The sequence below is a fragment of the Streptomyces sp. NPDC059092 genome (assembly GCF_042756365.1).
Taxonomy (GTDB): Bacteria; Actinomycetota; Actinomycetes; order Streptomycetales; family Streptomycetaceae; genus Streptomyces.
In genome coordinates this window covers 106,210-128,434 of sequence record NZ_JBHZEJ010000007.1, presented here as the reverse complement: position 1 = coordinate 128,434, position 22,225 = coordinate 106,210, and the positions used below count along the sequence as shown (strand labels likewise).

Here is a 22,225-nt window from a genome sequence, read left to right as displayed (position 1 = left end):
TGGCTTGGCGCGCGGTACCCGGGTGGTTTGGGGCCAAAGTGGCGTAGTATTGCGTGTTCCTATCTGCCCCCTCCGGATTCTCTCCCCTGGTTTCAAAGCCCCCCCCCCCCCCCCCCGACTCTCCGGACAAGGAGTCCCGCCGTGCTGGACCGGCTCACCGCGGCCATCGACCGGCACTGCGCCGGACCGAGTTCGGAGACCCGGATCCCCCGGCTCACCCTGGTCTCGGTCGACGAACCCGTCGAACACGCCGACCTGCTGTACGAACCGATGATCTGCTTCGTCACCGACGGCGCGAAACGCACCACCTCGGGGGACCTCTGCGAGGTCGCGCACGCCGGTGACCTGCTGCTCACCACGATCGACCTGCCCATGGCCGTCGCCCTGGAGAAGACGCCGTACCGCTCGGCCGTCATGCGGCTCGACAGCCGGGCGCTCGCCGCCCTGCTCGTCGAACTGGACGGGACCGGCCCGGCCGCACCGCCGTCGGCGGCGGCGACAGCGGTGGGGCAGGTCAGCGCGGAGATGACACCGGAACTGGTCGACGCGGTCACCCGCTGGGTCGAACTCCTCGACTCCCCCGAGGACATCGGCCCCCTCGCGCCCCGGATCGAGAGCGAGATCCACTACCGGCTGCTGCGCGGCTCGCTCGGCCCCCTCCTGCGCCAGTGGTCGCTGGCCGGCTCGACCGCGAGCCGGGTGCGCGAGGTGGCCCGGTGGATCCGCGAGCGCTACGCGGAGCCGCTGAGCATCGACGCGATCGCCACCGCCGCGCACATGAGCCCGGCCGGCCTGCACCGGCACTTCAAGGCGACCACGGGCATGAGCCCGCTGAAGTACCAGAAACACCTGCGGCTGCAGGAGGCCCGCCGGCGGCTGGCCACCGGTGACGCCACCGCCGCCCAGATCGCCCAGGCGGTCGGTTACGTGAGCGCCACCCAGTTCAGCCGCGAGTACCGCAGCGCCTACGGCCTCCCGCCCGGCCAGGACGCGGCCCGCCTCCGCGCCCGCCCGGCCCCCGTCCGTACGCCCACCGACGGGCGGGTCTGAGCCTCGGGGCCGGCGGAGCGGTCCTCAGCGGGCGCCGTGCTCCGCGGGGACCGTGCCCAGGCGGCCCGCCTGGAAGTCCTCGAAGGCCTGCTTCAGCTCGGCGTGACTGTTCATCACGAACGGGCCGTAGTGCGCCATCGGCTCCCGGATCGGCTGCCCGCCGAGGAGGACGACCTCCAGGTCCGGCGTGTGCGCGTCCTGCGTCGCGTCGGCCCGTACGGTGAGCGAGCCGCCCGCGCCGAAGACCGCGGTCTGGCCGCTGTGGACCGGCCGCCGCTCCGTGCCGACCGCGCCGCGGCCCGCCAGGACGTACGCGAGGCCGTTGAAGTCCTCGCGCCACGGCAGCGTCACCTCGGCGCCCGGCCGCAGCGTGGCGTGGATCATCGTGATCGGGGTGTGCGTGACACCGGGACCCTCGTGGCCGTCCAGGGCTCCCGCGATGACCCGCAGCAGCGCACCGCCGTCGGGCGAGGTCAGGAGCTGGACCTGGCCGCCGCGGATGTCCTGGTAGCGCGGGTCCATCATCTTGTCGGAGGCCGGCAGGTTCACCCAGAGCTGGAGTCCGTGGAAGAGCCCGCCGGACGTGACCAGCGACTCCGGCGGCGCCTCGATGTGCAGCAGGCCGGAGCCCGCCGTCATCCACTGGGTGTCGCCGTTCTGGATGGTCCCGCCGCCGCCGTTGCTGTCCTGGTGTATGAACGTGCCGTCGATCAGGTACGTGACCGTCTCGAAGCCGCGGTGCGGGTGCCAGGGGGTCCCCTTCGGCTCTCCCGGCGCGTAATCCACCTCACCCATCTGGTCCATCATGATGAACGGGTCGAGGTGCTTGTAGGCGATCCCCGCGAACGCGCGGCGCACCGGGAACCCCTCGCCCTCGAAGCCGGCGGGCGCGGTCGTGACGGTGAGCACGGGACGGGCCACGGCATCGGCCGGGGCCGCCACACGGGGCAGGGTCAGCGGGTTTTCGACGGTCACTGCGGGCATGACGGCCTCCTCAGGCTCTTGTGCGCCAAGTTAGTTGAACGGTGAACATCCTGCAAGGCGTGCCGCATTCCCGGCCGCTTCCAGAGCACCCCCGAAAGCACCCTCGGGCGCCGACGGAAAGGGCCCGTACCGGTGCGGTACGGACCCTCGTCGGATCGGGGAACGGCTCGCTCAGCCGTACATGCGCCTCATCGCGAAGTCCACCATCTGCTCGACCGCCTTCGCGTCGAAGACCATCCGGTGCTCGCCCTCCATGTCGAGCACGAAGCCGTACCCCGTCGGCAGCAGGTCGATCACCTCCGCGCCGGTGATCACGAAGTACTTCGACTCCTTGCCCGCGTACCGCCGCAGCTCCTTGAGCGTGCTGAACATGGGGATCACCGGCTGCTGCGTGTTGTGCAGCGCCAGGAACCCGGGGTTGTCGCCCCGCGGGCAGTAGACCTTCGACGTCGCGAAGATCTGCTGGAAGTCCTCGGCCTGGAGCGAGCCCGTCGTGAACGCCCGCACGGCGTCGCCGAGCGACGGAGGCGACGGTTCCGGATACAGCGGCTGCTCGGCGTACCCGCCCGCGCCGGTCCCGCCCATCGGCTGCTGCTGCGGGTGCGCGTACTGCTGCTGAGCGCCCATGTTCTGGTCGTAGCCGTACATGGACGCAAGAGTACTGAGGAATGGCGCCGCCGGGAGCCCGTCTACCACGTCACACATCGCCCCTGGGTCCCGGTGCGGGGTTGCATCTTATTACCGATGGGTAGCATCATCGGTAGCTACCAACCAGTACTGGCATACGCATGAGGGATCCGCCGATCCGTCTCTGCCTTCCCGATCCTTACGGAGTCGTCGCCATGGGGCACTACAAGTCGAATCTCCGCGACATCGAGTTCAACCTCTTCGAGGTCCTCGGGCGCGACAAGCTGTACGGGACGGGCCCGTTCGCGGAGATGGACGTCGAGACCGCCAGGAGCATCCTCGAAGAGGTCACCCGCCTCGCCGAGAACGAACTCGCGACGTCGTTCGCCGAGTCCGACCGCACCCCGCCGGTCTTCGACCCGGAGACGAACACGGCGCCGGTCCCGGCCGCCTTCAAGAAGAGCTACCAGGCCTACATGGACTCCGAGTACTGGCGTCTCGGCCTGCCGGAGGAGATCGGCGGCACGACCTCCCCGCGCTCCCTGATCTGGGCCTACGCGGAGCTGCTGCTCGGCGCCAACCCCGCCGTGTGGATGTACGCCTCGGGCCCGGCCTTCGCCGGCGTCCTGCACGACGAGGGCAACGAGGCGCAGAAGAAGATCGCCGCGATCGCCGTCGAACGCCAGTGGGGCTCCACGATGGTCCTCACCGAGCCGGACGCGGGCTCGGACGTCGGCGCGGGCCGCACGAAGGCCGTCGAGCAGGAGGACGGCACCTGGCACATCGAGGGCGTGAAGCGCTTCATCACCTCAGGTGAGCACGACATGTCGGAGAACATCCTCCACTACGTCCTCGCCCGCCCCGAGGGCGCGGGACCGGGCACCAAGGGTCTCTCGCTCTTCCTCGTGCCGAAGTACGACTTCGACTGGGAGACCGGCGAGCTGGGCGAGCGCAACGGTGTCTACGCGACGAACGTCGAGCACAAGATGGGGCTCAAGGCGTCCAACACCTGCGAGCTGACCTTCGGCGACCGCCACCCCGCCAAGGGCTGGCTGATCGGCGACAAGCACGAGGGCATCCGCCAGATGTTCCGCATCATCGAGTTCGCGCGGATGATGGTCGGCACGAAGGCGATCGCCACCCTCTCCACCGGCTACCTGAACGCGCTGGAGTACGCCAAGGAGCGCGTCCAGGGCCCCGACCTGGCGCAGTTCATGGACAAGCGCGCCCCCAAGGTCACCATCACGCACCACCCCGACGTACGCCGCTCGCTGATGACGCAGAAGGCGTACGCGGAAGGCATGCGCGCCCTGGTGATGTACACGGCTTCGGTGCAGGACGAGATCGCGTTCAAGGAAGCCGAGGGCGAGCCCACGAAGGCGCTGCACGGCCTCAATGACCTGCTCCTGCCGATCGTCAAGGGGTACGGCTCCGAGCGCTCGTACGAACAGCTCGCGCAGGCCCTCCAGATCTTCGGCGGCTCCGGATACCTCCAGGAGTACCCGGTCGAGCAGTACATCCGGGACGCCAAGATCGACACCCTCTACGAGGGGACGACGGCGATCCAGGGCCAGGACTTCTTCTTCCGGAAGATCGTCCGCGACCAGGGCCAGGCGCTGAACACCCTCTCCGAGGAGATCAAGACGTTCCTCGCCGTCGGCACGGGCGGTACGGAGCTGGCCCCGGCCCGCGAAGCGCTCGCCCGCGCCGCCGCCGACCTGGAGGCGATCGTCGGCGCGATGCTGACCGACCTCACGTCGACCGGCGAGGACGTCAAGCACATCTACAAGGTCGGCCTCAACACCACCCGCCTCCTCATGGCCTCGGGCGACGTGGTCGTCGGCTACCTGCTGCTGCGCGGCGCCGCGGTGGCCGCGGAGAAGCTGGAGACGGCCACCTCCAAGGACGTGGCCTTCTACCAGGGCAAGATCGCGGCGGCGAAGTTCTTCGCCACGAACGTGCTGCCGGGCCTCGCGACGGAGCGGGCGCTCGCCGAGTCCGTCGACAGCACGCTGATGGAGCTGGACGAGGCAGCGTTCTGACGAGCACCGCCCCCGACGGCAGGGCATCTCTCCGCGCACCGGGCGCGGGAGGTGCCCTGCCGCACGCCGTGCGCCGGACGGCCCGCACGGCCTTTCACGACCACTGGCAGGGCCGGTCACGGACCCCGTCGTTAGGGTTGGGCCCATGAGCACCTCCCCCCGCTTCGACCGCGGCCACACCGACGACCTCATGTCCTACCTCGCGGCCAGCCCGTCGCCGTACCACGCCGTGGCGAACGCCGCGCAGCGCCTGGAGAAGGCCGGCTTCCGGCAGGTGCGGGAGACGGACGCCTGGGACGGGTCGAAGGGCGGCCGGTACGTCGTGCGCGGCGGCGCGCTCATCGCCTGGTTCGTGCCGGAGGGCGCCGCGCCGCACACCCCGTTCCGGATCGTCGGCGCGCACACGGACTCGCCGAACCTGCGCGTGAAGCCCCTGCCGGACAGCGGCTCCTACGGCTGGCGCCAGATCGCCGTCGAGGTGTACGGCGGCACGCTGCTCAACACCTGGCTCGACCGCGATCTGGGGCTGGCGGGCCGGGTCACCCTGCGCGACGGCTCGCACCGGCTGGTCAACGTCGACCGCGCGCTGCTGCGCGTCCCGCAGCTCGCCGTCCACCTCGACCGCTCGGTCAACACGGACGGCCTGAAGCTGGACAGGCAGCGGCACATGCAGCCGATCTGGGGCCTCGGGGAGCCCGAGGAGGGCGACCTGATCCGCTTCGTCGCGGAGGAACTGGGCGTCGAGGCCGACGAGATCACCGGCTGGGACCTGATGCCGCACGCCATCGAGGCGCCCTCGTACCTCGGCAGGGACCGCGAGCTGGTGGCAGGCCCGCGGATGGACAACCTGCTGTCGGTGCACGCGGGTACGGCGGCGCTCGCCGCCGTCGCGACGGACTCCGGCACGCCGCTGCCGTACATCCCGGTGCTCGCCGCCTTCGACCACGAGGAGAACGGCTCCCAGTCGGACACCGGCGCCGAGGGCCCGCTGCTCGGCACGGTCCTGGAGCGCTCGGTGCTCGCCCGCGGGGGAACGTACGAGGACCGCGCCCGGGCCTTCGCCGGCACGGTCTGCCTGTCGTCGGACACGGGACACGCCGTCCACCCCAACTACGGCGAGCGCCACGACCCGACGCACCACCCGCGCGCCAACGGCGGCCCGATCCTCAAGGTCAACGTGAACATGCGGTACGCGACGGACGGCAGCGGCCGGGCCGTGTTCGCCGAGGCCTGCGAGAGGGCGGGCGTGCCGTGGCAGACGTTCGTCTCCAACAACGCGATGCCGTGCGGTACGACGATCGGCCCGATCACCGCCGCGCGGCACGGCATCCAGACCGTCGACATCGGCGTGGCCATCCTGTCGATGCACAGCGCGCGCGAGCTGTGCGGCGCGGAGGACCCGTACCTCCTGGCGAACGCGCTGGTGTCCTTCCTCGCGGGCTGAGCAGCCGGCCGTACGTGCCGGAGCGGCCCACGTGCCCACGGGCCTGCGGGCCGCTCCGCGAGGCCGGCGGGCCGGCCGGACGTCCGCCGCCCGCATGGCCGTTCCGGTCAGGGGTACCCGAAGCAGGAGCGACACCCGGAACGACACGACTCCTGTGAAGAGGCGGGCCCCATGGGCATAGGCGGATGCATCACCCTCATCGCGGTCGGCGCGATCCTGACGTTCGCGACCGACTGGGAACTCGACAGCGTCAACCTCGACCTGGTCGGCGTCATCATGATGGCCGTCGGCATCATCGGCACCGCCGTCATGACCAGCATCGCGCGCCGCCGCAGGGCGATCGTCACCCCGGTCGCACCCACGGTGGTGGACCGGGACCAGCGTTTCTGACGTGACGGCCCACGAGCGGACGACGCGCGCGTGGACGGCCCCCGGCCGGACGGCTTCCGGCCGGGGCTACGCGTCGAGCCCGGCGAGCACGAGCCCGAGCCGCGACGTCCCCGTGTCACCGACCACGAGCGGAACGCCCCAGTCCTGCTGGTGGACATGGCAGGCCGGGTACTCGTTCAGCGGGTCGTCGTCGCACGAGGCGGCCATCGCGGACACGTGCAGCACCCCCTCGGTGACATCCGGGGCCAGCACCAGGTCGCGGCCGAGATCCGTACCGGCGCCGGCGCCCTCCAGCAGCAGTTCGGGCGGGGTCGCCGAGACCAGCAGCCGGGTGGACGGGCCGTACCGCGTGTCGAGCTTCTGCCCGGTCGGCGCCGTGAAGACGATGTCCAGCCGCAGCGCGCCCGGCGCGACCTCGGTCGCCGCCCGCCGCGTGCGGTGGGCGACGGACTCGACGCGCACCGCCTCCTCGGGCAGCCGCAGCCGCGTCAGCCGGTGCCGCGCGGACTCGACGACGACGATGTCCTCCCCCACCAGAACGGCGTCGCTCGGCTCGCGCAGATCGGTGGCGAGGGTGGTCACCTCGCCGGTCGCGGGATCGTAGCGGCGCAGCGCGTGGTTGTACGTGTCGCAGACGGCGACGGAGCCGTCGGGCAGCGCGGTGACCCCCAGCGGGTGCTGGAGCAGGGCCTGCGCGGCGGGGCCGTCGCGGTGCCCGAAGTCGAAGAGCCCGGTGCCGACGGCGGTACGGATCACGAACCGGTCCCCGTCCCCTTCGGTGCCCGTGTCCGTGCCGCGCTCGACGTACCGCAGCGCGCTGGTCTCCGAGTCCGCGATCCACAGCCGGTCCCCGGCCGCCGCGAGCCCGGACGGCTGCGCGAACCACGCCTCGGCGGCGTCCCCGTCCACCAGCCCCTCGTTGGTCGTGCCGGCCGCGGCCTCGACGGTCCCGGTGGCCGGGTCGTACGTCCAGAGCTGGTGCACCCCGGCCATCGCGATCCACACCCGGTCCGCCCACCAGGCGACGTCCCACGGCGAGGAGAGCGCCACCTCCAGGGCGGGGCCCGAGGTCGGCGCTCCCTGCCACCACTGCCCGCCGGTCCCGGCGACGGTCTCGATCGCGCCGCTGACCGGGTCGTACGTACGCAGCGCGTGGTTCACGGTGTCCGCGACGATCACCCGCCCGTCGGGCAGCAGCGCCAGCCCCTGCGGCTCGCTGAACGCGTCGGGGCCGAAGCCGCGCTGCCCGCTGCCGACGCGCCGTACGACGGTCTCCGCGTCCGCGTCCAGCTCCACGAGCTGGTGCCGGGTCGAGTCCGAGACGAGGAGGTGGCCGCCGGGCAGCTCCAGTACCTTGCCCGGGAAGCGCAGATCGGTCGCGACGGGCTCCGGCGGCACGTAAGGGCCGTCCCCGCGCCGCAGCGTGCCCTTGGCCGCGTGCTCGGCCTCCAGCTCCTCCACGAGCTTCGCGAGGGCGTGCGCGTGCCCCTCACCCGCGTGCTGCGCGACGATGTACCCCTCGGGGTCGATCACGACGAGCGTGGGCCAGGCCCGTACCGCGTACTGCTTCCAGGTCGCCAGCTCGGGGTCGTCCAGGACCGGGTGGTGCACCTCGTACCGCTCGACGGCGTCGGCCACGGCCTGGTGCTCGGCCTCGTGCACGAACTTCGGCGAGTGGACGCCGATGATCACCACGGTGTCCCGGTGCTTCTCCTCCAGCTCCCGCAGCTCGTCCAGGACGTGCAGACAGTTGATGCAGCAAAAGGTCCAGAAATCGAGAATGACGATGCGTCCCCGCAGGTCGGCGAGGGTGTAGGAGGTGTCGCCGGTATTGAGCCAGCCGCCCTTGCCGATCAGTTCGGGGGCGCGCACGCGGGCGCGGCGGGCGGGGGCGGGGGTCGCGTCGGTCATGGTTCAAGGGTGCCACTCCCGAACCGGCCCGCACACCGGCACCACCCGTACCCTCAGGCCGCGGCCGCACGGTGGCGCTCAGCGGCGCCGCGGGGGCGGCGCGAGGCCGAGTCGCCGGTCCTTCAGCGCCGGGAACCGCTCGCGCGTCCTGGCGACCTCCGCCGGGTCCACCTCCACGACCAGCACCTCTTCGCCGGTGCCCGCCTCGGCCAGCACCTCGCCCCAGGGGTCCACGACGATGCTGTGCCCCGACTGCTCCACCCCGGCGTGCGTCCCGGCGGTGGCGCAGGCCAGGACGTACGCCTGGTTCTCCACGGCGCGCGCCCGCGCGAGCAGCGTCCAGTGCCCGCGCCGGCGCGCGGGCCAGCCCGCCGGTACGACGAGCAGTTCGGCGCCCGCGTCGATCAGCCCGCGGAACAGCTCCGGGAAGCGGAGGTCGTAACACGTGGCGAGGCCGAGGGTGGCCTCCGGCAGCCGTACGGTGACGAGTTCGCCGCCCGCGTCCATCAGCGCCGCCTCGCCCTGGTCGAAGCCGAATCGGTGGATCTTGCGGTACGTACGGACCAGCTCGCCGTCGGGGGAGAGGACCAGCGAGGTGTTGAACAGCGCGCCGTTCTCCCCCGCCTCCACCACGGAGCCGGCGTGCAGCCAGACCCCCGCGTCGCGCGCGGCGCCGGACAGCGCCGCGAAGGTCGGCCCCTCCACCGGCTCCGCCGCCGCCGCGAAGGACTCGTACGCGAACGCCCCGACCGGCCACAGCTCCGGGAGGACGACGAGATCAGCGCCACGTTGTTCCCGTACCAGCGCGGCGACGCGCCGCCTGCGGGCTTCGAACGATTCGTCCGGGTCTACCGCGATCTGGATCAGCGAAGCGCGCACAGTACCACCGTCCTGGCATTCGAGCCGTCAACACGGGCCTACGATCGTCACACGAAAGCACTGCCGGGGTGCCATCGGGCAGCGTAACTTAGCTGCCGAACCTCCCACGCAGCCCGCAGCCGCCCGCCAGCCCGCGTACCGCAGAACCGCCGAGGGGTCCCGTGACCGTCCATCCCAGCCTTCAGAACTACGCCGACGCCTGGACCCACTCCATCGAGGCCATAGCCGAGCTGGTGCAGCCGCTCGTCGAAGGCGAATGGAACCGGCGCACCCCGTGCCCCGGTTGGTCGGTGCGGGACATCGTCTCGCATGTCATCGGTCTGGACTGCGAGATGCTCGGGGACCCGCGGCCGATCCACTCACTGCCCCGCGATCTCTATCACGTACGGGACGACCACACCCGCTACATGGAGATGCAGGTCGATGTGCGGCGCCACCACACCGCGCCGGAGATGACCGCCGAGCTGGAGTACACGGTCATCCGCCGCAACCGGCAGCTGCGGAACGAGACCCGCGCGCCCGACACCATGGTCCGCGCGCCGCTCGGCGCCGAGCAGACGCTGGAAACCGCCATGCGGATGCGGGCGTTCGACATCTGGGTGCACGAACAGGACCTGCGCTCCGCGCTGAACAGGCCCGGGAACCTGGACTCCCCCGGCGCCCTGGTCGCCCGTGACCTGCTGCTGGCCGCGCTGCCGAAGGTCGTCGCCAAGGACGCGGGCGCGCCGCCGAATTCGGCGGTCGTCATCGATGTGAGCGGCCCGGTGGAGTTCCTCCGTACGGTACGGGTGAACGCGGACGGCCGTGGTTCGATCGACGGCTCGCCCTCGCTCGGCCCCGTGGTGACGCTCGCGACGGACTGGGAGACGTACTTCCGGCTGGCGTGCGGACGGGTGCGGCCGGCGGCGGTGGAGGACCGGCTGAAGCTGGACGGGGACCAGGAGCTGGCGGAGGCGATCCTGCGGAACTTCGCCGTCACCCCGTAGCCCCGTAGGTCCCGTAGCTCCCGGGCCCTCGGTTCAGGACGGGCCCGGGGTTCAGGGCCCGGGTCCTCAGGGCTCAGGGCCCGGGAACCCCGGAGCTCAGGGCCCGGCAGCTCAGGGCCCGGCAGCTCAAGGCTCAGACGGGGACGTGCACGGCCTCCACCCGGCTCGCCACCAGCCGCTCCCGCTCGCGCCGCGCGGTGCGCGAACGCAGCCGCAGGATCTGCGCGATCCCGGCCGCCTGGAGGACGAAGACGGACGAGAACGCGATCCGGTAGTTGTCGCCGGTGGCGTCCAGCAGGACACCGACCGCGAGAAGCGTCGTCATCGAGGCCGTGAAACCACCCATGTTGACGATTCCGGAGGCCGTGCCCTGACGCTCGGGCGGGTTCGCGGGCCGGGCGAAGTCGAAGCCGATCATCGACGCGGGCCCACAGGCGCCGAGCACCGCGCAGAGCGTGATCAGCAGAGCCATGGGCGCGTGGTCGCCGGGGTACAGCACGATCGCCACCCAGACCAGCGCGGTCGCCCCGACCGTACCGAGGGCGAGCGGCACCCTGGCCGCGTGGTGCCGGGCGATGACCTGGCCGTACACCAGCCCGACGACCATGTTGGAGAGCACGATCAGGGTCAGCAGTTCCCCCGCGACGGCGCGGGACAGGCCCTGCGCCTCGACGAGGAACGGCATCCCCCAGAGCAGCAGGAAGAACATCGCCGGGAACTGGGTGGTGAAGTGCACCCACATCCCCAGCCGGGTGCCGGGCTCGCGCCAGGACGCCGCGATCTGCCGCCGTACGTACGCGGCTCCCGCGTGCTCGGCGGGCGGCGGCTCGTGCCCCTCCGGGTGGTCCTTGAGGAAGAGCAGCAGCAGGACGAGGACGAGCACCCCGGCCAGCGCGCTGCCGGCGAACGTGGTGGCCCAGCCGAGGGAGCCCAGGGTGCGGGAGATGAAGATGGTGGAGACGAGGTTGCCCGCCATCCCGAACAACGCGGCGACCTGGGCGATCATCGGCCCGCGCCGGGCCGGGAACCAGCGGGTGCCGAGCCGCAGCACGCTGATGAAGGTCATCGCGTCGCCGCAGCCGAGCAGCGCGCGGGCGGCGAGGGCCGTGCCGTACGAGGGGGAGAGCGCGAAGCCGAGCTGCCCGACGGTGAAGAGCACGACGCCGAGGGTCAGCACCTTCTTCGTGCCCAGCCGGTCGACCATCAGCCCGACAGGTATCTGCATGCCCGCGTACACGAGCACCTGGAGGATCGAGAACGTCGACAGGGCCGAGGCGTTGATGTGGAAGCGCTCGACGGCGTCGAGACCGGCCACGCCCAGGCTCGTACGGAAGATGACGGCGACGAAGTAGACGGCGACGCCGATGCCCCACATCCAGGTGGCGCGCCGGCCGCCGGGCGGATCGCCGGGCAGGGTGACGGAGACCGCGCTCACGAGTCCTCACCCCGGACCAGCACCTTGACCCGGCTGACGTGGCGGCGCACACAGGCGGCGGCGCCGTCGGCGTCGCCCGCCCTGATGGCCTCCAGCAGTTCGGCGTGCTCGGTGACGTTCTTGGCGATCCGGTCGGGATGCGCCTCCATCACGGCGACGCCCATCCGCAGCTGCCGGTCCCTGAGCTGGTCGTAGAGCTTGGAGAGGATCTGGTTGCCCGCGTTGCGCACGATCTCGGCGTGGAAGCACCGGTCGGAGACGGCGACCGCCCCGAGATCCCCCTCCTCGGCTCGCTGCCGCTGCTCCTCCAGCAGCTCCTCCAGCCGCACGAGGAACGCCGCGGACGCGGGCACGCCCTTCCGTACGGCGAACTCCTCGACCAGCAGCCGGGTCTCGACGACATCCGCGATCTCCTGCGCGGAGACGGCGAGGACGAGCGCGCCCTTCTTCGGATAGAGCTTGATCAGCCCCTCGACCTCCAGCTTGAGCAGGGCCTCGCGTACGGGGGTACGGGACACCCCGACGGCCTCGGCCAGCTCCCCTTCGGTGAGCAGCGTGCCACCCTCGTAACGGCGTTCGAGTACGGCTTCCTTGACATGGCTGTAGACGCGGTCGGCGGCGGGCGGTTGCTTCATGGGGGCGGCGGGAGCGGGCACGGGCGGCATGGACGCATCATAGATACAAGAGAGGTGCAACAGAAAATCCATTCCGCCATACGGACGTACACCTCCGCCGCAGGCCGGTGACGCGCCCCCCGCGCCCCGGCGGAGCCCCCAGAATCCGGCCAGGACCGAGCGCGAGGAGAGATCACGTGGCCGACAGACAGAACCCGGCGGGCGCGGCGGGCGCGACACCGGACAGCAGCGCGGTACGGGTCGCCCTCTGGCGGGCGATGCACGTACAGGTGGACCCGCCGCCCCACGTGTTCGAGGACGAGGTCGGCCTGCGCCTGGCCGGCCCCGACGAGGGGTGGCTCCACCGCCCGGACATGGACCCGCGCGCCACCAGCGGGTTCCGGGCGGCCGTCGTGGCACGTGCCCGTTTCGTCGAGGACCTGGTCACGGAGCGGGCCGGCCACGGCGTCGACCAGTACGTCGTCCTGGGGGCCGGACTGGACACCTTCGCCCAGCGCAGACCCGAACTCGCCGCCCGTCTGCGCGTCTTCGAGATCGACCAGCCGGGCGCCCAGGCCTGGAAGCGCCGGCGCCTGATCGAACTGGGTTACGGAGTCCCCGACGCGCTGCGCCTGGTACCGGTCGACTTCGAGGCGCACGAGGACTGGTGGAGCCACCTGGCCACCGCCGGCTTCGACCCCGGCCGGCCCGCGGTCGCCGTCTCCACCGGCGTCACCCAGTACCTCACCGAGGACGCCACCACGGCCACCCTGCGCCGGCTCGCCGGACTCGCCCCCGGCTCGACGCTCGCCCTGACCTTCCTGCTGCCGGCCGAACTCCTCGACGCCGCCGACCGCCCCGCCCTGGAGGCGACCAAACCCCGGGCACAAGCGGCCGGAACACCGTTCGTCAGCTTCTACACCCCGCAGGAGATGCTGGCGATGGCCCGGGACGCCGGCTTCCGGACCGTCCACCACGTACCGGGAACGGCCCTCGCCCACCGCTACTTCGCCGGCCGGAGCGACGGCCTCCGCCCGTCGACCGGCGAGGACCTGCTGGTGGCCACCGTCTGACGCCCGACGGCGGGGGGGCACGCACCGATACGTGTCCACCGGCGAGGCAAAAGAGAATGCGACGAACGTCCCTCGCTGCCAGGCTGCGCGCCATGGACCGCGAGAAGATCTCCCGACTGTCACACACCGATCACCCCATCAACAGCCCCCTCGACGACGAGTCGGTGCGCCGGCTCCTCCAACGGACCGTGGGCCGGGGCGACGCCCGCGTACTGGACCTCGGCTGCGGCGAGGCGGCCTGGCTGCTGCGCACCCTGGCCGCGCATCCGGAGGTGACCGCCGAGGGCGTCGACAACTCGGCCCAGTCCCTGGCCAAGGCCCGGAAGGAGGCGGCCGCTCTGGGGGTCGGGGAACGGCTCGTCCTGCACCACCAGGACGCCGCCGAGTTCACATCCCCGCACCTCTTCGACGCGGTGCTCAGCGTCGGCGCCACCCACGCCTTCGGCGGACTCCTGCCCACCCTGGACACCGCCCGCAGGCACCTCGCACCCGGTGGCCGCGTCCTGGTCGGCGACGCCTACTGGGAACGCGAACCCACCGCCGAGGCCCGCGAGATGCTGGGCGAGTACGAGGACCTGGCGACCACCGTGGACCGCGTCGCCGCCCACGGCTGGACCCCGGTCTTCGGGCACATCAGCACACGCCAGGAACTGGACGACTTCGAGTGGTACTGGACCGGATCCCTGGCGACCTGGGCCCTGGACCACCCCGAGGACCCCGACAGCGCCGAAATCCTGTCCGTCGCCTCCACCCACCGCTCACAGTGGCTGCACTCCTACCGCGACAGCTTCGGCTTCCTCACCCTCGTACTCCGCCGGACCCCCGAGTGAGGTGAAGCCCGGCGGAGAGCCGCTCCGCCGAAAACCACTGCCGGACGCGGCACCGGCTCCGTACGCTGATTGCTGATCGCGGCCCGGGACAGGCCCACGGCCGTGGGCCGGAGGTATGCGCATGGTCTCCACCGACCGCTTGCTGGCGTTCACGGCGATGTCCCTGCTCATGATCGTGATCCCGGGACCCAGCGTGCTCTTCGTGATCGGCCGGGCGCTGGCCCACGGCCGGCGCAGCGCGGTGGCCACGGTGCTGGGCAATGTGGCCGGCACGTACGCCCTGGTGGTGGCGGTCGCGCTGGGGATAGGGACACTCGTCGAACGGTCGGCGACCGTGTTCCTGACGGTGAAGCTCGCGGGCGCGGCCTATCTGACCTACCTGGGCGTGCAGGCGTTCCGCCACCGCGGGGCGGCAGGGCCGCCGACCGGGGACGCGGGGACGGGCCCGGCGCGCGGAACCCTGCGTACGGTCGGGGAGGGCTTCGTCGTCGGGGTCACCAACCCGAAGAGCCTGGTGTTCTTCGCCGCCGTGCTGCCGCAGTTCGTGAACCACACGGCCGGCCAGGTCCCCGCGCAGATGCTGCTGCTTGGCCTCGTACCGGTCGGGATCAGCCTGGTCACGGACACCCTCTGGGGCCTCGGCGCGGCGGCGGCCCGCGGCTGGTTCGCCCGCTCGGAACGCCGGATGTCCCTGATGAGCGGGGCGGGCGGCTTCGCGATGATCGGCCTGGGCGTGACGGTCGCGGCAACGGGCCGCGCGGACTGAGCGGGGCCCGATCCTGTGGGCTCAGGGCTCCTGGAGCTGGAGCCGCGCCGCGATCTGCAGATGGTCGCTCAGCGCCCTCGGAAGGGTCCACGAGGACGCCGGCCGCACGCCCTTCACCATGATCTGGTCGAGGCGCGTCACCGGGAACGACGACGGCCAGGTGAAGCCGAAGCCCTTGCCCGCCACGTTCCGGGTGGAGCGCATCCCCGAGACGAGGGGCACGAGCGAGCGGCCGAGCGCGTCCCCGTTCCGGTCGCGCTCGTCCACGACGAAGCCCTCGGACCTGCCCCGGACCGAGTCCAGATGCGTGACGTACACCGCGATCCTGCCGTACGGGGTCTCGACCACACAGCGCACGTTCCAGTCCAAGACGACGTCGTCGAGGGCGCGTGCCTCCGTCATGGGGTACTTGCTCCACACCCCACGCCACCCTCGATCGCGTGGTACTTGTACGTGCAGGCCAGGCTCTTCACGTACACCGCTCCCGCCTCATCGGTGACTTCCTGCACCGCGGGGACATCCGCACTCGAAGCGGCCAACTGCCGTGCCGTACCCGCCGGATCCGGTTTGAAGGCCGAGACGTTGTGGGTGACGACCGTGAAGCCCCTTCTGAGCCGAGCCTTCATGAAAGGTTGCGACCCCGTAGGAACAGACACGCCAGTATTCGTCAGCCTGACATGAAGCCCGGTCGAACCTGGCCTTAGTTAGTCCTAGTTAGCCCCTGGTTAGCCCCTGGTTAGCCCCTGCCCTGCGATGCTGGAGGCCGATCGAGAGGGGCCACAGCGATGCAGTGGAAGATCCACGGCGAACGTCCGATCTACGAGAACAGCTGGGTGAACCTGTGGCTCACCGACGTCGAGACGCCGGACGGGAACCGCTGGGAGCACCACGTCGTCAAGCTTCGGCACCTGGCCGTGGCCGCCGTGGTCAACGAGCGGCGTGAGGTTCTGATGATGTGGCGACATCGCTTCATCACGGACGCCTGGGCATGGGAGTTGCCTATGGGTCTGGTCGAGGAGGGTGAGACGCCAGCCGATGCTGCGGCCCGTGAGGTGCTGGAGGAGACCGGCTGGCGGCCCGGTCCGATCAAGTCGCTGATCTACGCCGAGCCGGCCAACGGCATCACCGACTCCCAGCACCACGTCTTCCGGGCCGACGGGGCGACGTACGAGGGGCCGCCGACCGAGAAGAACGAGTCGGATCGGATCGAGTGGATACCTCTGGCCGACGTGCGGGACATGATCGACCGTCGCGAGATCGTCAGCAGCGGCTCCCTGGTCGGGCTGCTGTACCTGCTTATGGACGAGGCGATCCGCTGACCTGGTGTGGCAGCACTTCCCGGAGCCGGGCCTCGAACGCCACCGCGGCCGGTTCCCGACGGAAGGGCTCCAGCTGCTCGTAGAACTCCCGGAGGTGGCCGGCGACTCGTTGCGAGCTGACGGCCGCTGCCGGGGCCAGGGCGTCCATGGCCGTGTGGCACGCCTCGTCGAGCTTGCCGCGTTGGAGCTGGGTGCGGGCGAGCCAGAAAGCGTGGAAGGCGCGGCCTCGGTGGTTCGTCTGGTGTTCTCGGCGCAGAGCGTCCGCAATCAGAGGTTCGGCGAAGGCGGCTTCGCCCAGGCGGCCGTGCGCGATACCGGTGTCCACGATCAGCTTCGGCTCGTCGAAGTAGGCGACCCAGCCCGGGTCCGGATCACCGGTGCTGATCCGTCCGAATTGGGTGTGGGCTTCCGAGATCGCAGTGTGGGTCGCGCCGTGGTTGCCGAGGGTGGCGTGGGCGAAGGCTTCGCGCATCGCGAGCATGGCCAGCACGCGCGGTGTCGTCCCCGCGGCCGTTCGGGCCTGGTCCTGGGCGGCCGTGACGAGTGCGAGGGCGTCGCCGGGCTTGTCCTGGTAGGTAGCCTGGAGGCTCATGCAGGCGAGGACGTTGGCCATGAACTGGCGGTCGTCGATGGCCTTGGCCAAGCCGAGGGATTCGGTGAAGTAGGCGCGTGCCTGGTTGTACTGACGGGCGTCGAAATAGGTCCATCCAGTGAGCCGGGCCAGCTCGGCCGCGATGCTGTGCAGGCCGTCCCGCAGAGGAGCCGGACGCTGTTCCTTGAGGAGATCGACGACGTAGCGGAGCTGCCCGACGACCGCAGGCCGTAAGGCCTCGCCGCCGTGCTCGTCGTCCCGGCGCCAGTAGTCCGCGATCGACGAGTGCAACGCGTCCAGCGTCGATGGGCTGAGGTCTCGCTCGGCCGCCAGAGTGAGGATGCTGTCGACATCCGCCCCTGGTAGTCCGGCGGCCAGCGGCTCAGCAGCGGGGACCGGTTCCTCGGCCGGTTGGCGGGGCGTGACCGTCAGGCTGGGCGGCGTCTCCCAGGAGCGGCGGGCAAGGCCGAGCATGTGTCCGGGGATGCGCAGCCCGTCCGAGATCCGTTCGATCACGTCCATGTGCAGCAACTGCCGCCGTCCGGCGATCACCTCGCCCACGCGGCTCGGGGTCAGGTCGCAGCGACGCGCGACCATCGACGGATAAATGCCTGCCCGCGCCTTGACCAGCTGAAAGATGCGGCCGAAGTCCCTGGCCTGGCATGCCTCGATCATGACTGGGTCCGTGAGCAGACTGACCGGGAGTTCCTTCGAGCGAGATGGCTCGGGCATCGGGCACGCTCCGGCATGAGGACTACGGATCGCTGCACTTGGTCAACCGAGGGTGATGTTACCCAAGTTGGGTAATCCGCTTGGCCTTTCTGTCCGGGCCTGCGGATCGCGATGCTCCTGACCATGGCGAACGGACAGAACGACGTACGGATGACGTTGCGGGTCTCCCGCGACTCCGGCCAGACGTCTTGGCCCGCATGAAGAGCTGGAAGATCCTCCGCGACTGCCGCCTCAAAGGCGACGGCATCCACCACGCCATGCTCGGCATCGCCCGGATGCACATCCTCGCACTCGCCGGATGGACGAGCGGCCCGCACAACGGCCCACCACGCCGTAGGCAACTCGGAGATCATTTACGGGACAACCCTTAGGCGGCGTGTTCGACCGCTCATCACCGTCGTTAGAGGTGGGTGCAAGGTGGTGATGAGGGTCCATCGGTTGCGGCACATGAGCGGGTCAGGATGAGACAGGGCTCCATGACGAAGGGGTGCCCCTAGTCGAGACACCCCTTGTGACCTGCACACATTCTGATCTGGCGGTGGGTGTGGGATTTGAACCCACGGTGACATCGCTGCCACGACGGTTTTCAAGACCGTCTGCATCCGTGAACGTCCGACTCTCTGACCTGCCTAGTTTCCGGGACTGCACCCCAGGGGTACTTCGCTGGCCCACACATGGCCCACGGCCTCAATTGGCTACGCCCATAGCCGACCGCAAAGAGTTCTATCAGCCGCCCCTCGCCCCCGGCGAAGCCAAGCGCCCCCGGTCACCCACACGGGCGAGAACGTTCACCGCAGGAACGCTTCCGCTTCCACCAGGCCTTCTCACAGACCGGTTCGATGGATGTATGAGATGACGGTCAGAGTCTCCTCCTCGATGGTCCACGGCGAAGTGCAGTAGAGAACTCCTCCGGTCGCGGTCACAGGTTCGACGGTGCGATTCAGTTCAATGGAGTGGACGATCACAAGTGCGTTCTCTGGCGCGAACCTGCGCTGCCATTCGACCTCGGCCCGGGTCAGGATGATCTGGCTGCCGTCGGACGTGGTCCCCTTCACCTCTACGTGAAGCTTCTCGTCCCCTCGTGTCAGGTGCAGGTCGTACGGCTTGCTGGCGCCGACGTCCTTCACGGTCCATCCCTGGGCTTCGAAGTGCTCCGTGGCGAGCAGGACGCTGCGGTCCTCAATGGCCTTACGCTCGGCGGCGGTCATGAGGAACCCTTGACCGCCCCTGCGGGCGCTCCTGCGGTTCGCGGCGGTCGCCGCGCTCTGCGTTGCTTCTCGGACCTCCACCGGCAGGTCGCCGGGAATGTGGGTGGCGTCGTCCGCTGCCTTGTACAGGAGGCCTAGGAGCCGCGCCATGAAGAGCAGGTCTTGGCTCAGAACATCCGAGTTGGGGATGGCATCGCGTCGGTACTCAATGGCCAGGACGGTCCCGGGCTCGTAGCCTTTGCCGAGCTTCGTGCGAGCGTTGAGGCGGATCTCCCTCAGCAAGTCAGCGCGCTCGCTGGCAAGGTGCTCGATGAGTGGGCGAGCCCAGTCGATGCGCTTCTTCAGGGCGGCCGGCTCTCGGGGCTTGAGCTCGCCAGCGATCCACTCGGTGGTGCCTTGCATGAGCGAGAGGTAGACGCGTTCACCGTCGGCGCTGAACAGATAGACGATGTACCAGCCGTCGGTCGCGCTCGGGGTTCTGCTCTTCGAATAGACCCGGGACCAGGCGACTTCAGACCTCTGGCCTGCCCCGTCCTTGCCCTCGACTCCGACGTCGTCGAGAGGTACCTCAATGGCTACGGCGAGAGCCTCGGCATGCTGACGCAACCAATCACGGATCTCGGTACGAACGACGACGCCACGGCGCTGCATCTCCTTCGTGTTCTTCGCCTGCCACACCTTCTGGAGGCCGAGCACCTCACTCAAAAGTTCATCCACGCCCGAACAGTAGCTACGCGGACTGACATCGGGCTGCGCAAGTCGATCTCAGATGTACTGCGCCCCCGGCCGGCATCGGCGACAGCGGGGCGCTGTTCATGGAGTTTAACGGCCCAGCCCCTGGATCCGCTGGGCCGTCGTGCTGCCGAGACGCTTGCGTAGGCCGCTACAAGGTGAGCGCAGCCCCGGAGTCGTTCTGCCCATCGATCTTCTTCTTGTCGGGAAGGTCAGGCGCTGGAACGGGGTCAAGATCCAGCTCATCCACACGAACCCGCGCCCAGAACTGGCCGTCCAACGAGAACTTCGGTCGCGCATCGTCAGATGAGACAGGAACGAGACGGGTAGAGATCCATTCGCCCTTGACCGGTGCGGGCAATTCGAGCGCGCGGGCGGCGTGGGGGTGTGATCCTTGGTGCCCCAGCACGACGATGCCTCGTTGACGCAGCTGTATCCGTGCGTCGCGGGCTCGCTTTGGCGAATCGTCCTGCTGGGCGACGGTCAACACCGTTTGGCGGCCGATGAGCCGATCCTGTACCTCAAGGAATAGCTGGTTCACCCGCTGCTGTCCCGATGAGGCTCGCCCAGGCCATTTTGCACTGAGAATCCGCTTGCGTGTTTCGGGTTCCAGGTGAAGGAGCAAGTTCGTCGGAAGGTCTCTCTGGAGCCCACCCCAGAGCCAGTAGACATCGGACTTCGCGCTGGGATCGATCTTGCGCTTATTGTCTTGATTATAGGCGCGAACGAGTTCACCATTCGCATCCGGCGCCTGCCTCCAACGCAGGCGCTCATCGGTAATCCGAACTATGCCTGCGGCCCACTCGCTCTTGTCGTCGTTCATCCAGGTCAGGACTGCAACGTGGTTGGCACGGCCGCCACGGTCGCCGTGAGCAGCGCACAGATACATCTCCATCGGAATTTCCCAACCGCCGAGATCCTTGGAGAACTTGCAGTCGATGTCGAGCTCGGCGATGGACCAGTCGAGGTCCGCGCCGTTGTCGATGTCGAATTCCTTGGTGAGGTTCACCTCGACGGCCGTCCCAAGATACGTCTTCTCCGTCTTCGTCAGGTGTTGGTACGCCCAGCGCCCCGTCCGCCGGCCGTCAAGCAATTCGTCAAGGGAGTCACGTAGTGCCCATCGGAAGCGCTCCCGCGCCTGCGGCTGGTCGTGGAACCACTCCACAAACGGGGCAAGGTCATCGGGTACGGACTGCGTAAGCCCGGGCTGGATCTGCCACTCGCGCGGCACCCTGCCCATGTCCCTGCGCGGGGGGTCCCATGTGCGGAACGTACTGCGGCGCGAGTACTTAGCCGCCAACGCTCGCGACTCCTGCATACCGGCCTGAGCGGCATCCTGCGGGAACGGCAAACCCATTTGTATCGTCACGCGCTGAAGTCTGACAGCAGGCACCAAGCCAAGTTCGACGAACCCCAACCACGGTCGACACGATCGTCAAACAGTGGCAGGCGCATCTTGGACCGACCGGCGAACCGTCCACGTGTTAAGTCCCTGCAGGGCGTCCTCGCTGGGTCCGTCCCAGCCGAATGCGGCGCTGAGGATGTGCATGGCTAGCCGCGGGGGCACCGCATTGCCGATCTGCTGACCGACGTCACGTCCAGACCACGGGTAGTTGGTCGGAAACGTCTGAAGACGTCCTGCTTCGGAGAAAGAGAAGCGGTCGAGTTCGGAGCCGTCCAGGCCGACCACGCGGTTGCGGGAGATCTTCCCCGTGACAGTGGCGGACGGCTCTTCGGACCGCCTGCGGCCCCGGGCCTTCGGGTCGCCCCCAGTGCCATAGTTGGAGATGACCTCGAAAGCGGTCGGTCGGCTGACCACGTCGGCCATCGTCCGCCACGGCAACAGACTCGCGTCCCCAGAATCTCGGGCTACGCCCTTGCGGTAAGTGCGGTGTGTCGCTGCTGGAAGCTTCACCGGGTCCTTGCCGTATCGGGCGACCAGGACTGCTCGCCGACGGGTCTGCGGTACGCCGAACGCTTCGGTGTGCAGAATGCCGCAGTCGACCTTGTAGCCCTCCCTTTCCAAGGCCTTCCCGTACTCCTTCCAGACCGGAAGTACGGCGGGCACCTGCTCAAGGACGATCGCCCGGTAGGGGCGGTCGAGCTTGTCGATGGCGTCGAGCGCCCAAATGAGAGGTTGCAGAACGAGGCCTGTCCGCTCGTCGTCCAGCTTGGCAAGGTCTTTCTCGATCTCTTCGCGGTCCTCGCGGGCAACGAGACGATCGACGAACCTCAGGACTTCTTCAAGGGCTCGGCGGCCCACGCCTGTTCCCGCGACGGTGAAGGTCTGGCAGGGAGGACCGCCGGCCAACACATCAGCCTCGGGAAAGTCAGACGGTCCATACATGCGAACATCGCCCTCGGCGGTCGCCAGACCTGAGGCGCGGCGGGTAGTGCATGCCGCCGAGTCCCATTCGATGCCCACCGTAGGAACACCAAGCGTCTCCGCTGCCACGTCGAGCCCGCCGGGGCCAGCGAAGAGGTCCACGATTTTGGTGGGCTGCACTCGGGTCTCCAGATGTGTCGTTACGGGGCGACGGTGCCCCGAGCTCGGTGACCCCGGTTGCCCGCTCTGACTGTCGCTTGCCGACGACCATGCAGCGTACCGCGA

At 69.6% G+C, this 22,225-nt stretch carries 20 protein-coding genes and 1 pseudogene; 10 read left to right on the top strand and 11 right to left on the bottom strand.

Annotated elements, in window-relative coordinates; translation table 11 throughout:
- Positions 1 to 141 precede the first annotated feature (141 nt).
- Entirely contained in the window at positions 142 to 1,050 is a 909-nt protein-coding gene (locus tag ACFXPL_RS06935) for an AraC family transcriptional regulator N-terminal domain-containing protein (protein ID WP_384913657.1), read from the top strand.
- Positions 1,051 to 1,074: 24 nt separating this feature from the next.
- Here the strand turns inward: ACFXPL_RS06935 and ACFXPL_RS06930 are convergent, their stop codons facing one another.
- Both ACFXPL_RS06930 and ACFXPL_RS06925 read right to left on the bottom strand, forming a co-directional pair.
- Positions 1,075 to 2,034: a pirin family protein gene (locus ACFXPL_RS06930; RefSeq protein ID WP_384913654.1), complete on the bottom strand. Its 960-nt coding sequence runs from the start codon at positions 2,032 to 2,034 to the stop codon at positions 1,075 to 1,077.
- 171 nt (positions 2,035 to 2,205) lie between these two features.
- Positions 2,206 to 2,682: an SseB family protein gene (locus tag ACFXPL_RS06925; RefSeq protein ID WP_384913652.1), complete on the bottom strand. Its 477-nt coding sequence runs from the start codon at positions 2,680 to 2,682 to the stop codon at positions 2,206 to 2,208.
- Positions 2,683 to 2,876: 194 nt separating this feature from the next.
- Here ACFXPL_RS06925 and ACFXPL_RS06920 point away from each other — a divergent pair, with 194 nt between their 5' ends.
- The 3 genes from ACFXPL_RS06920 to ACFXPL_RS06910 all read left to right on the top strand — a co-directional run bounded on the left by ACFXPL_RS06920 (position 2,877) and on the right by ACFXPL_RS06910 (position 6,537).
- Positions 2,877 to 4,703: an acyl-CoA dehydrogenase gene (locus ACFXPL_RS06920; RefSeq protein WP_384913649.1), complete on the top strand. Its 1,827-nt coding sequence runs from the start codon at positions 2,877 to 2,879 to the stop codon at positions 4,701 to 4,703.
- Positions 4,704 to 4,848: 145 nt separating this feature from the next.
- Complete coding sequence (locus tag ACFXPL_RS06915) at positions 4,849 to 6,147, top strand: M18 family aminopeptidase (RefSeq protein ID WP_384913646.1); 1,299 nt, start codon at positions 4,849 to 4,851, stop codon at positions 6,145 to 6,147.
- Between the two features lie 171 nt (positions 6,148 to 6,318).
- Entirely contained in the window at positions 6,319 to 6,537 is a 219-nt protein-coding gene (locus ACFXPL_RS06910) for a DUF6458 family protein (protein WP_384913644.1), read from the top strand.
- A 66-nt stretch (positions 6,538 to 6,603) separates the two neighbouring features.
- Here the strand turns inward: ACFXPL_RS06910 and ACFXPL_RS06905 are convergent, their stop codons facing one another.
- Positions 6,604 to 8,448, bottom strand: coding sequence for an NHL domain-containing thioredoxin family protein (locus ACFXPL_RS06905; RefSeq protein ID WP_384913641.1), 1,845 nt, complete (start codon positions 8,446 to 8,448; stop codon positions 6,604 to 6,606).
- 78 nt (positions 8,449 to 8,526) lie between these two features.
- Positions 8,527 to 9,327, bottom strand: coding sequence for a carbon-nitrogen family hydrolase (locus ACFXPL_RS06900; RefSeq protein WP_384913638.1), 801 nt, complete (start codon positions 9,325 to 9,327; stop codon positions 8,527 to 8,529).
- A gap of 161 nt (positions 9,328 to 9,488) precedes the next feature.
- On the opposite strand from ACFXPL_RS06900, the gene ACFXPL_RS06895 reads away from it, so the two are divergent.
- Positions 9,489 to 10,313, top strand: a complete 825-nt coding sequence (locus ACFXPL_RS06895; protein ID WP_384913636.1) for a maleylpyruvate isomerase family mycothiol-dependent enzyme — start codon at positions 9,489 to 9,491, stop codon at positions 10,311 to 10,313.
- Between the two features lie 133 nt (positions 10,314 to 10,446).
- Here the strand turns inward: ACFXPL_RS06895 and ACFXPL_RS06890 are convergent, their stop codons facing one another.
- Both ACFXPL_RS06890 and ACFXPL_RS06885 read right to left on the bottom strand, forming a co-directional pair.
- Positions 10,447 to 11,688: a nitrate/nitrite transporter gene (locus ACFXPL_RS06890; RefSeq protein WP_384913787.1), complete on the bottom strand. Its 1,242-nt coding sequence runs from the start codon at positions 11,686 to 11,688 to the stop codon at positions 10,447 to 10,449.
- Between the two features lie 56 nt (positions 11,689 to 11,744).
- Positions 11,745 to 12,413, bottom strand: a complete 669-nt coding sequence (locus tag ACFXPL_RS06885) for a GntR family transcriptional regulator (RefSeq protein ID WP_384913633.1) — start codon at positions 12,411 to 12,413, stop codon at positions 11,745 to 11,747.
- A gap of 146 nt (positions 12,414 to 12,559) precedes the next feature.
- Here ACFXPL_RS06885 and ACFXPL_RS06880 point away from each other — a divergent pair, with 146 nt between their 5' ends.
- The 3 genes from ACFXPL_RS06880 to ACFXPL_RS06870 all read left to right on the top strand — a co-directional run bounded on the left by ACFXPL_RS06880 (position 12,560) and on the right by ACFXPL_RS06870 (position 15,031).
- A complete protein-coding gene (locus ACFXPL_RS06880) occupies positions 12,560 to 13,435 on the top strand; it encodes a class I SAM-dependent methyltransferase (RefSeq protein WP_384913630.1) in 876 nt (291 codons plus the stop codon).
- A 92-nt stretch (positions 13,436 to 13,527) separates the two neighbouring features.
- A complete protein-coding gene (locus ACFXPL_RS06875; RefSeq protein ID WP_384913784.1) occupies positions 13,528 to 14,265 on the top strand; it encodes an SAM-dependent methyltransferase in 738 nt (245 codons plus the stop codon).
- Between the two features lie 121 nt (positions 14,266 to 14,386).
- Positions 14,387 to 15,031, top strand: a complete 645-nt coding sequence (locus ACFXPL_RS06870) for a LysE family translocator (RefSeq protein WP_384913628.1) — start codon at positions 14,387 to 14,389, stop codon at positions 15,029 to 15,031.
- A 21-nt stretch (positions 15,032 to 15,052) separates the two neighbouring features.
- Here the strand turns inward: ACFXPL_RS06870 and ACFXPL_RS06865 are convergent, their stop codons facing one another.
- Entirely contained in the window at positions 15,053 to 15,433 is a 381-nt protein-coding gene (locus ACFXPL_RS06865; RefSeq protein ID WP_384913625.1) for a hypothetical protein, read from the bottom strand.
- A gap of 383 nt (positions 15,434 to 15,816) precedes the next feature.
- Between ACFXPL_RS06865 and ACFXPL_RS06860 the strand changes: the two genes are divergently transcribed.
- Entirely contained in the window at positions 15,817 to 16,350 is a 534-nt protein-coding gene (locus tag ACFXPL_RS06860) for an NUDIX hydrolase (RefSeq protein WP_384913622.1), read from the top strand.
- On the opposite strand, the gene ACFXPL_RS06855 is transcribed toward ACFXPL_RS06860, so the two are convergent.
- A complete protein-coding gene (locus ACFXPL_RS06855; protein WP_384913619.1) occupies positions 16,328 to 17,674 on the bottom strand; it encodes a hypothetical protein in 1,347 nt (448 codons plus the stop codon). The genes ACFXPL_RS06860 and ACFXPL_RS06855 overlap by 23 nt on opposite strands.
- 185 nt (positions 17,675 to 17,859) lie before the next feature.
- Here ACFXPL_RS06855 and ACFXPL_RS06850 point away from each other — a divergent pair.
- A pseudogene (locus ACFXPL_RS06850) lies at positions 17,860 to 18,045 on the top strand (hypothetical protein); the annotation flags it as partial.
- A 453-nt stretch (positions 18,046 to 18,498) separates the two neighbouring features.
- Here ACFXPL_RS06850 and ACFXPL_RS06845 read toward each other — a convergent pair.
- From ACFXPL_RS06845 to ACFXPL_RS06835, 3 genes are all read right to left on the bottom strand, one after another.
- Entirely contained in the window at positions 18,499 to 19,599 is a 1,101-nt protein-coding gene (locus ACFXPL_RS06845; RefSeq protein ID WP_384913616.1) for an MrcB family domain-containing protein, read from the bottom strand.
- Between the two features lie 166 nt (positions 19,600 to 19,765).
- The gene (locus ACFXPL_RS06840; protein WP_384913613.1) at positions 19,766 to 20,983 is read right to left on the bottom strand and encodes a NaeI family type II restriction endonuclease; all 1,218 of its coding nucleotides are present in this window, start codon (positions 20,981 to 20,983) and stop codon (positions 19,766 to 19,768) included.
- A gap of 66 nt (positions 20,984 to 21,049) precedes the next feature.
- Positions 21,050 to 22,120 carry a DNA cytosine methyltransferase gene (locus tag ACFXPL_RS06835; protein WP_384913610.1) on the bottom strand — a complete coding sequence of 357 codons (1,071 nt, stop codon included), beginning with the start codon at positions 22,118 to 22,120 and terminating at the stop codon, positions 21,050 to 21,052.
- Positions 22,121 to 22,225 lie beyond the last annotated feature (105 nt).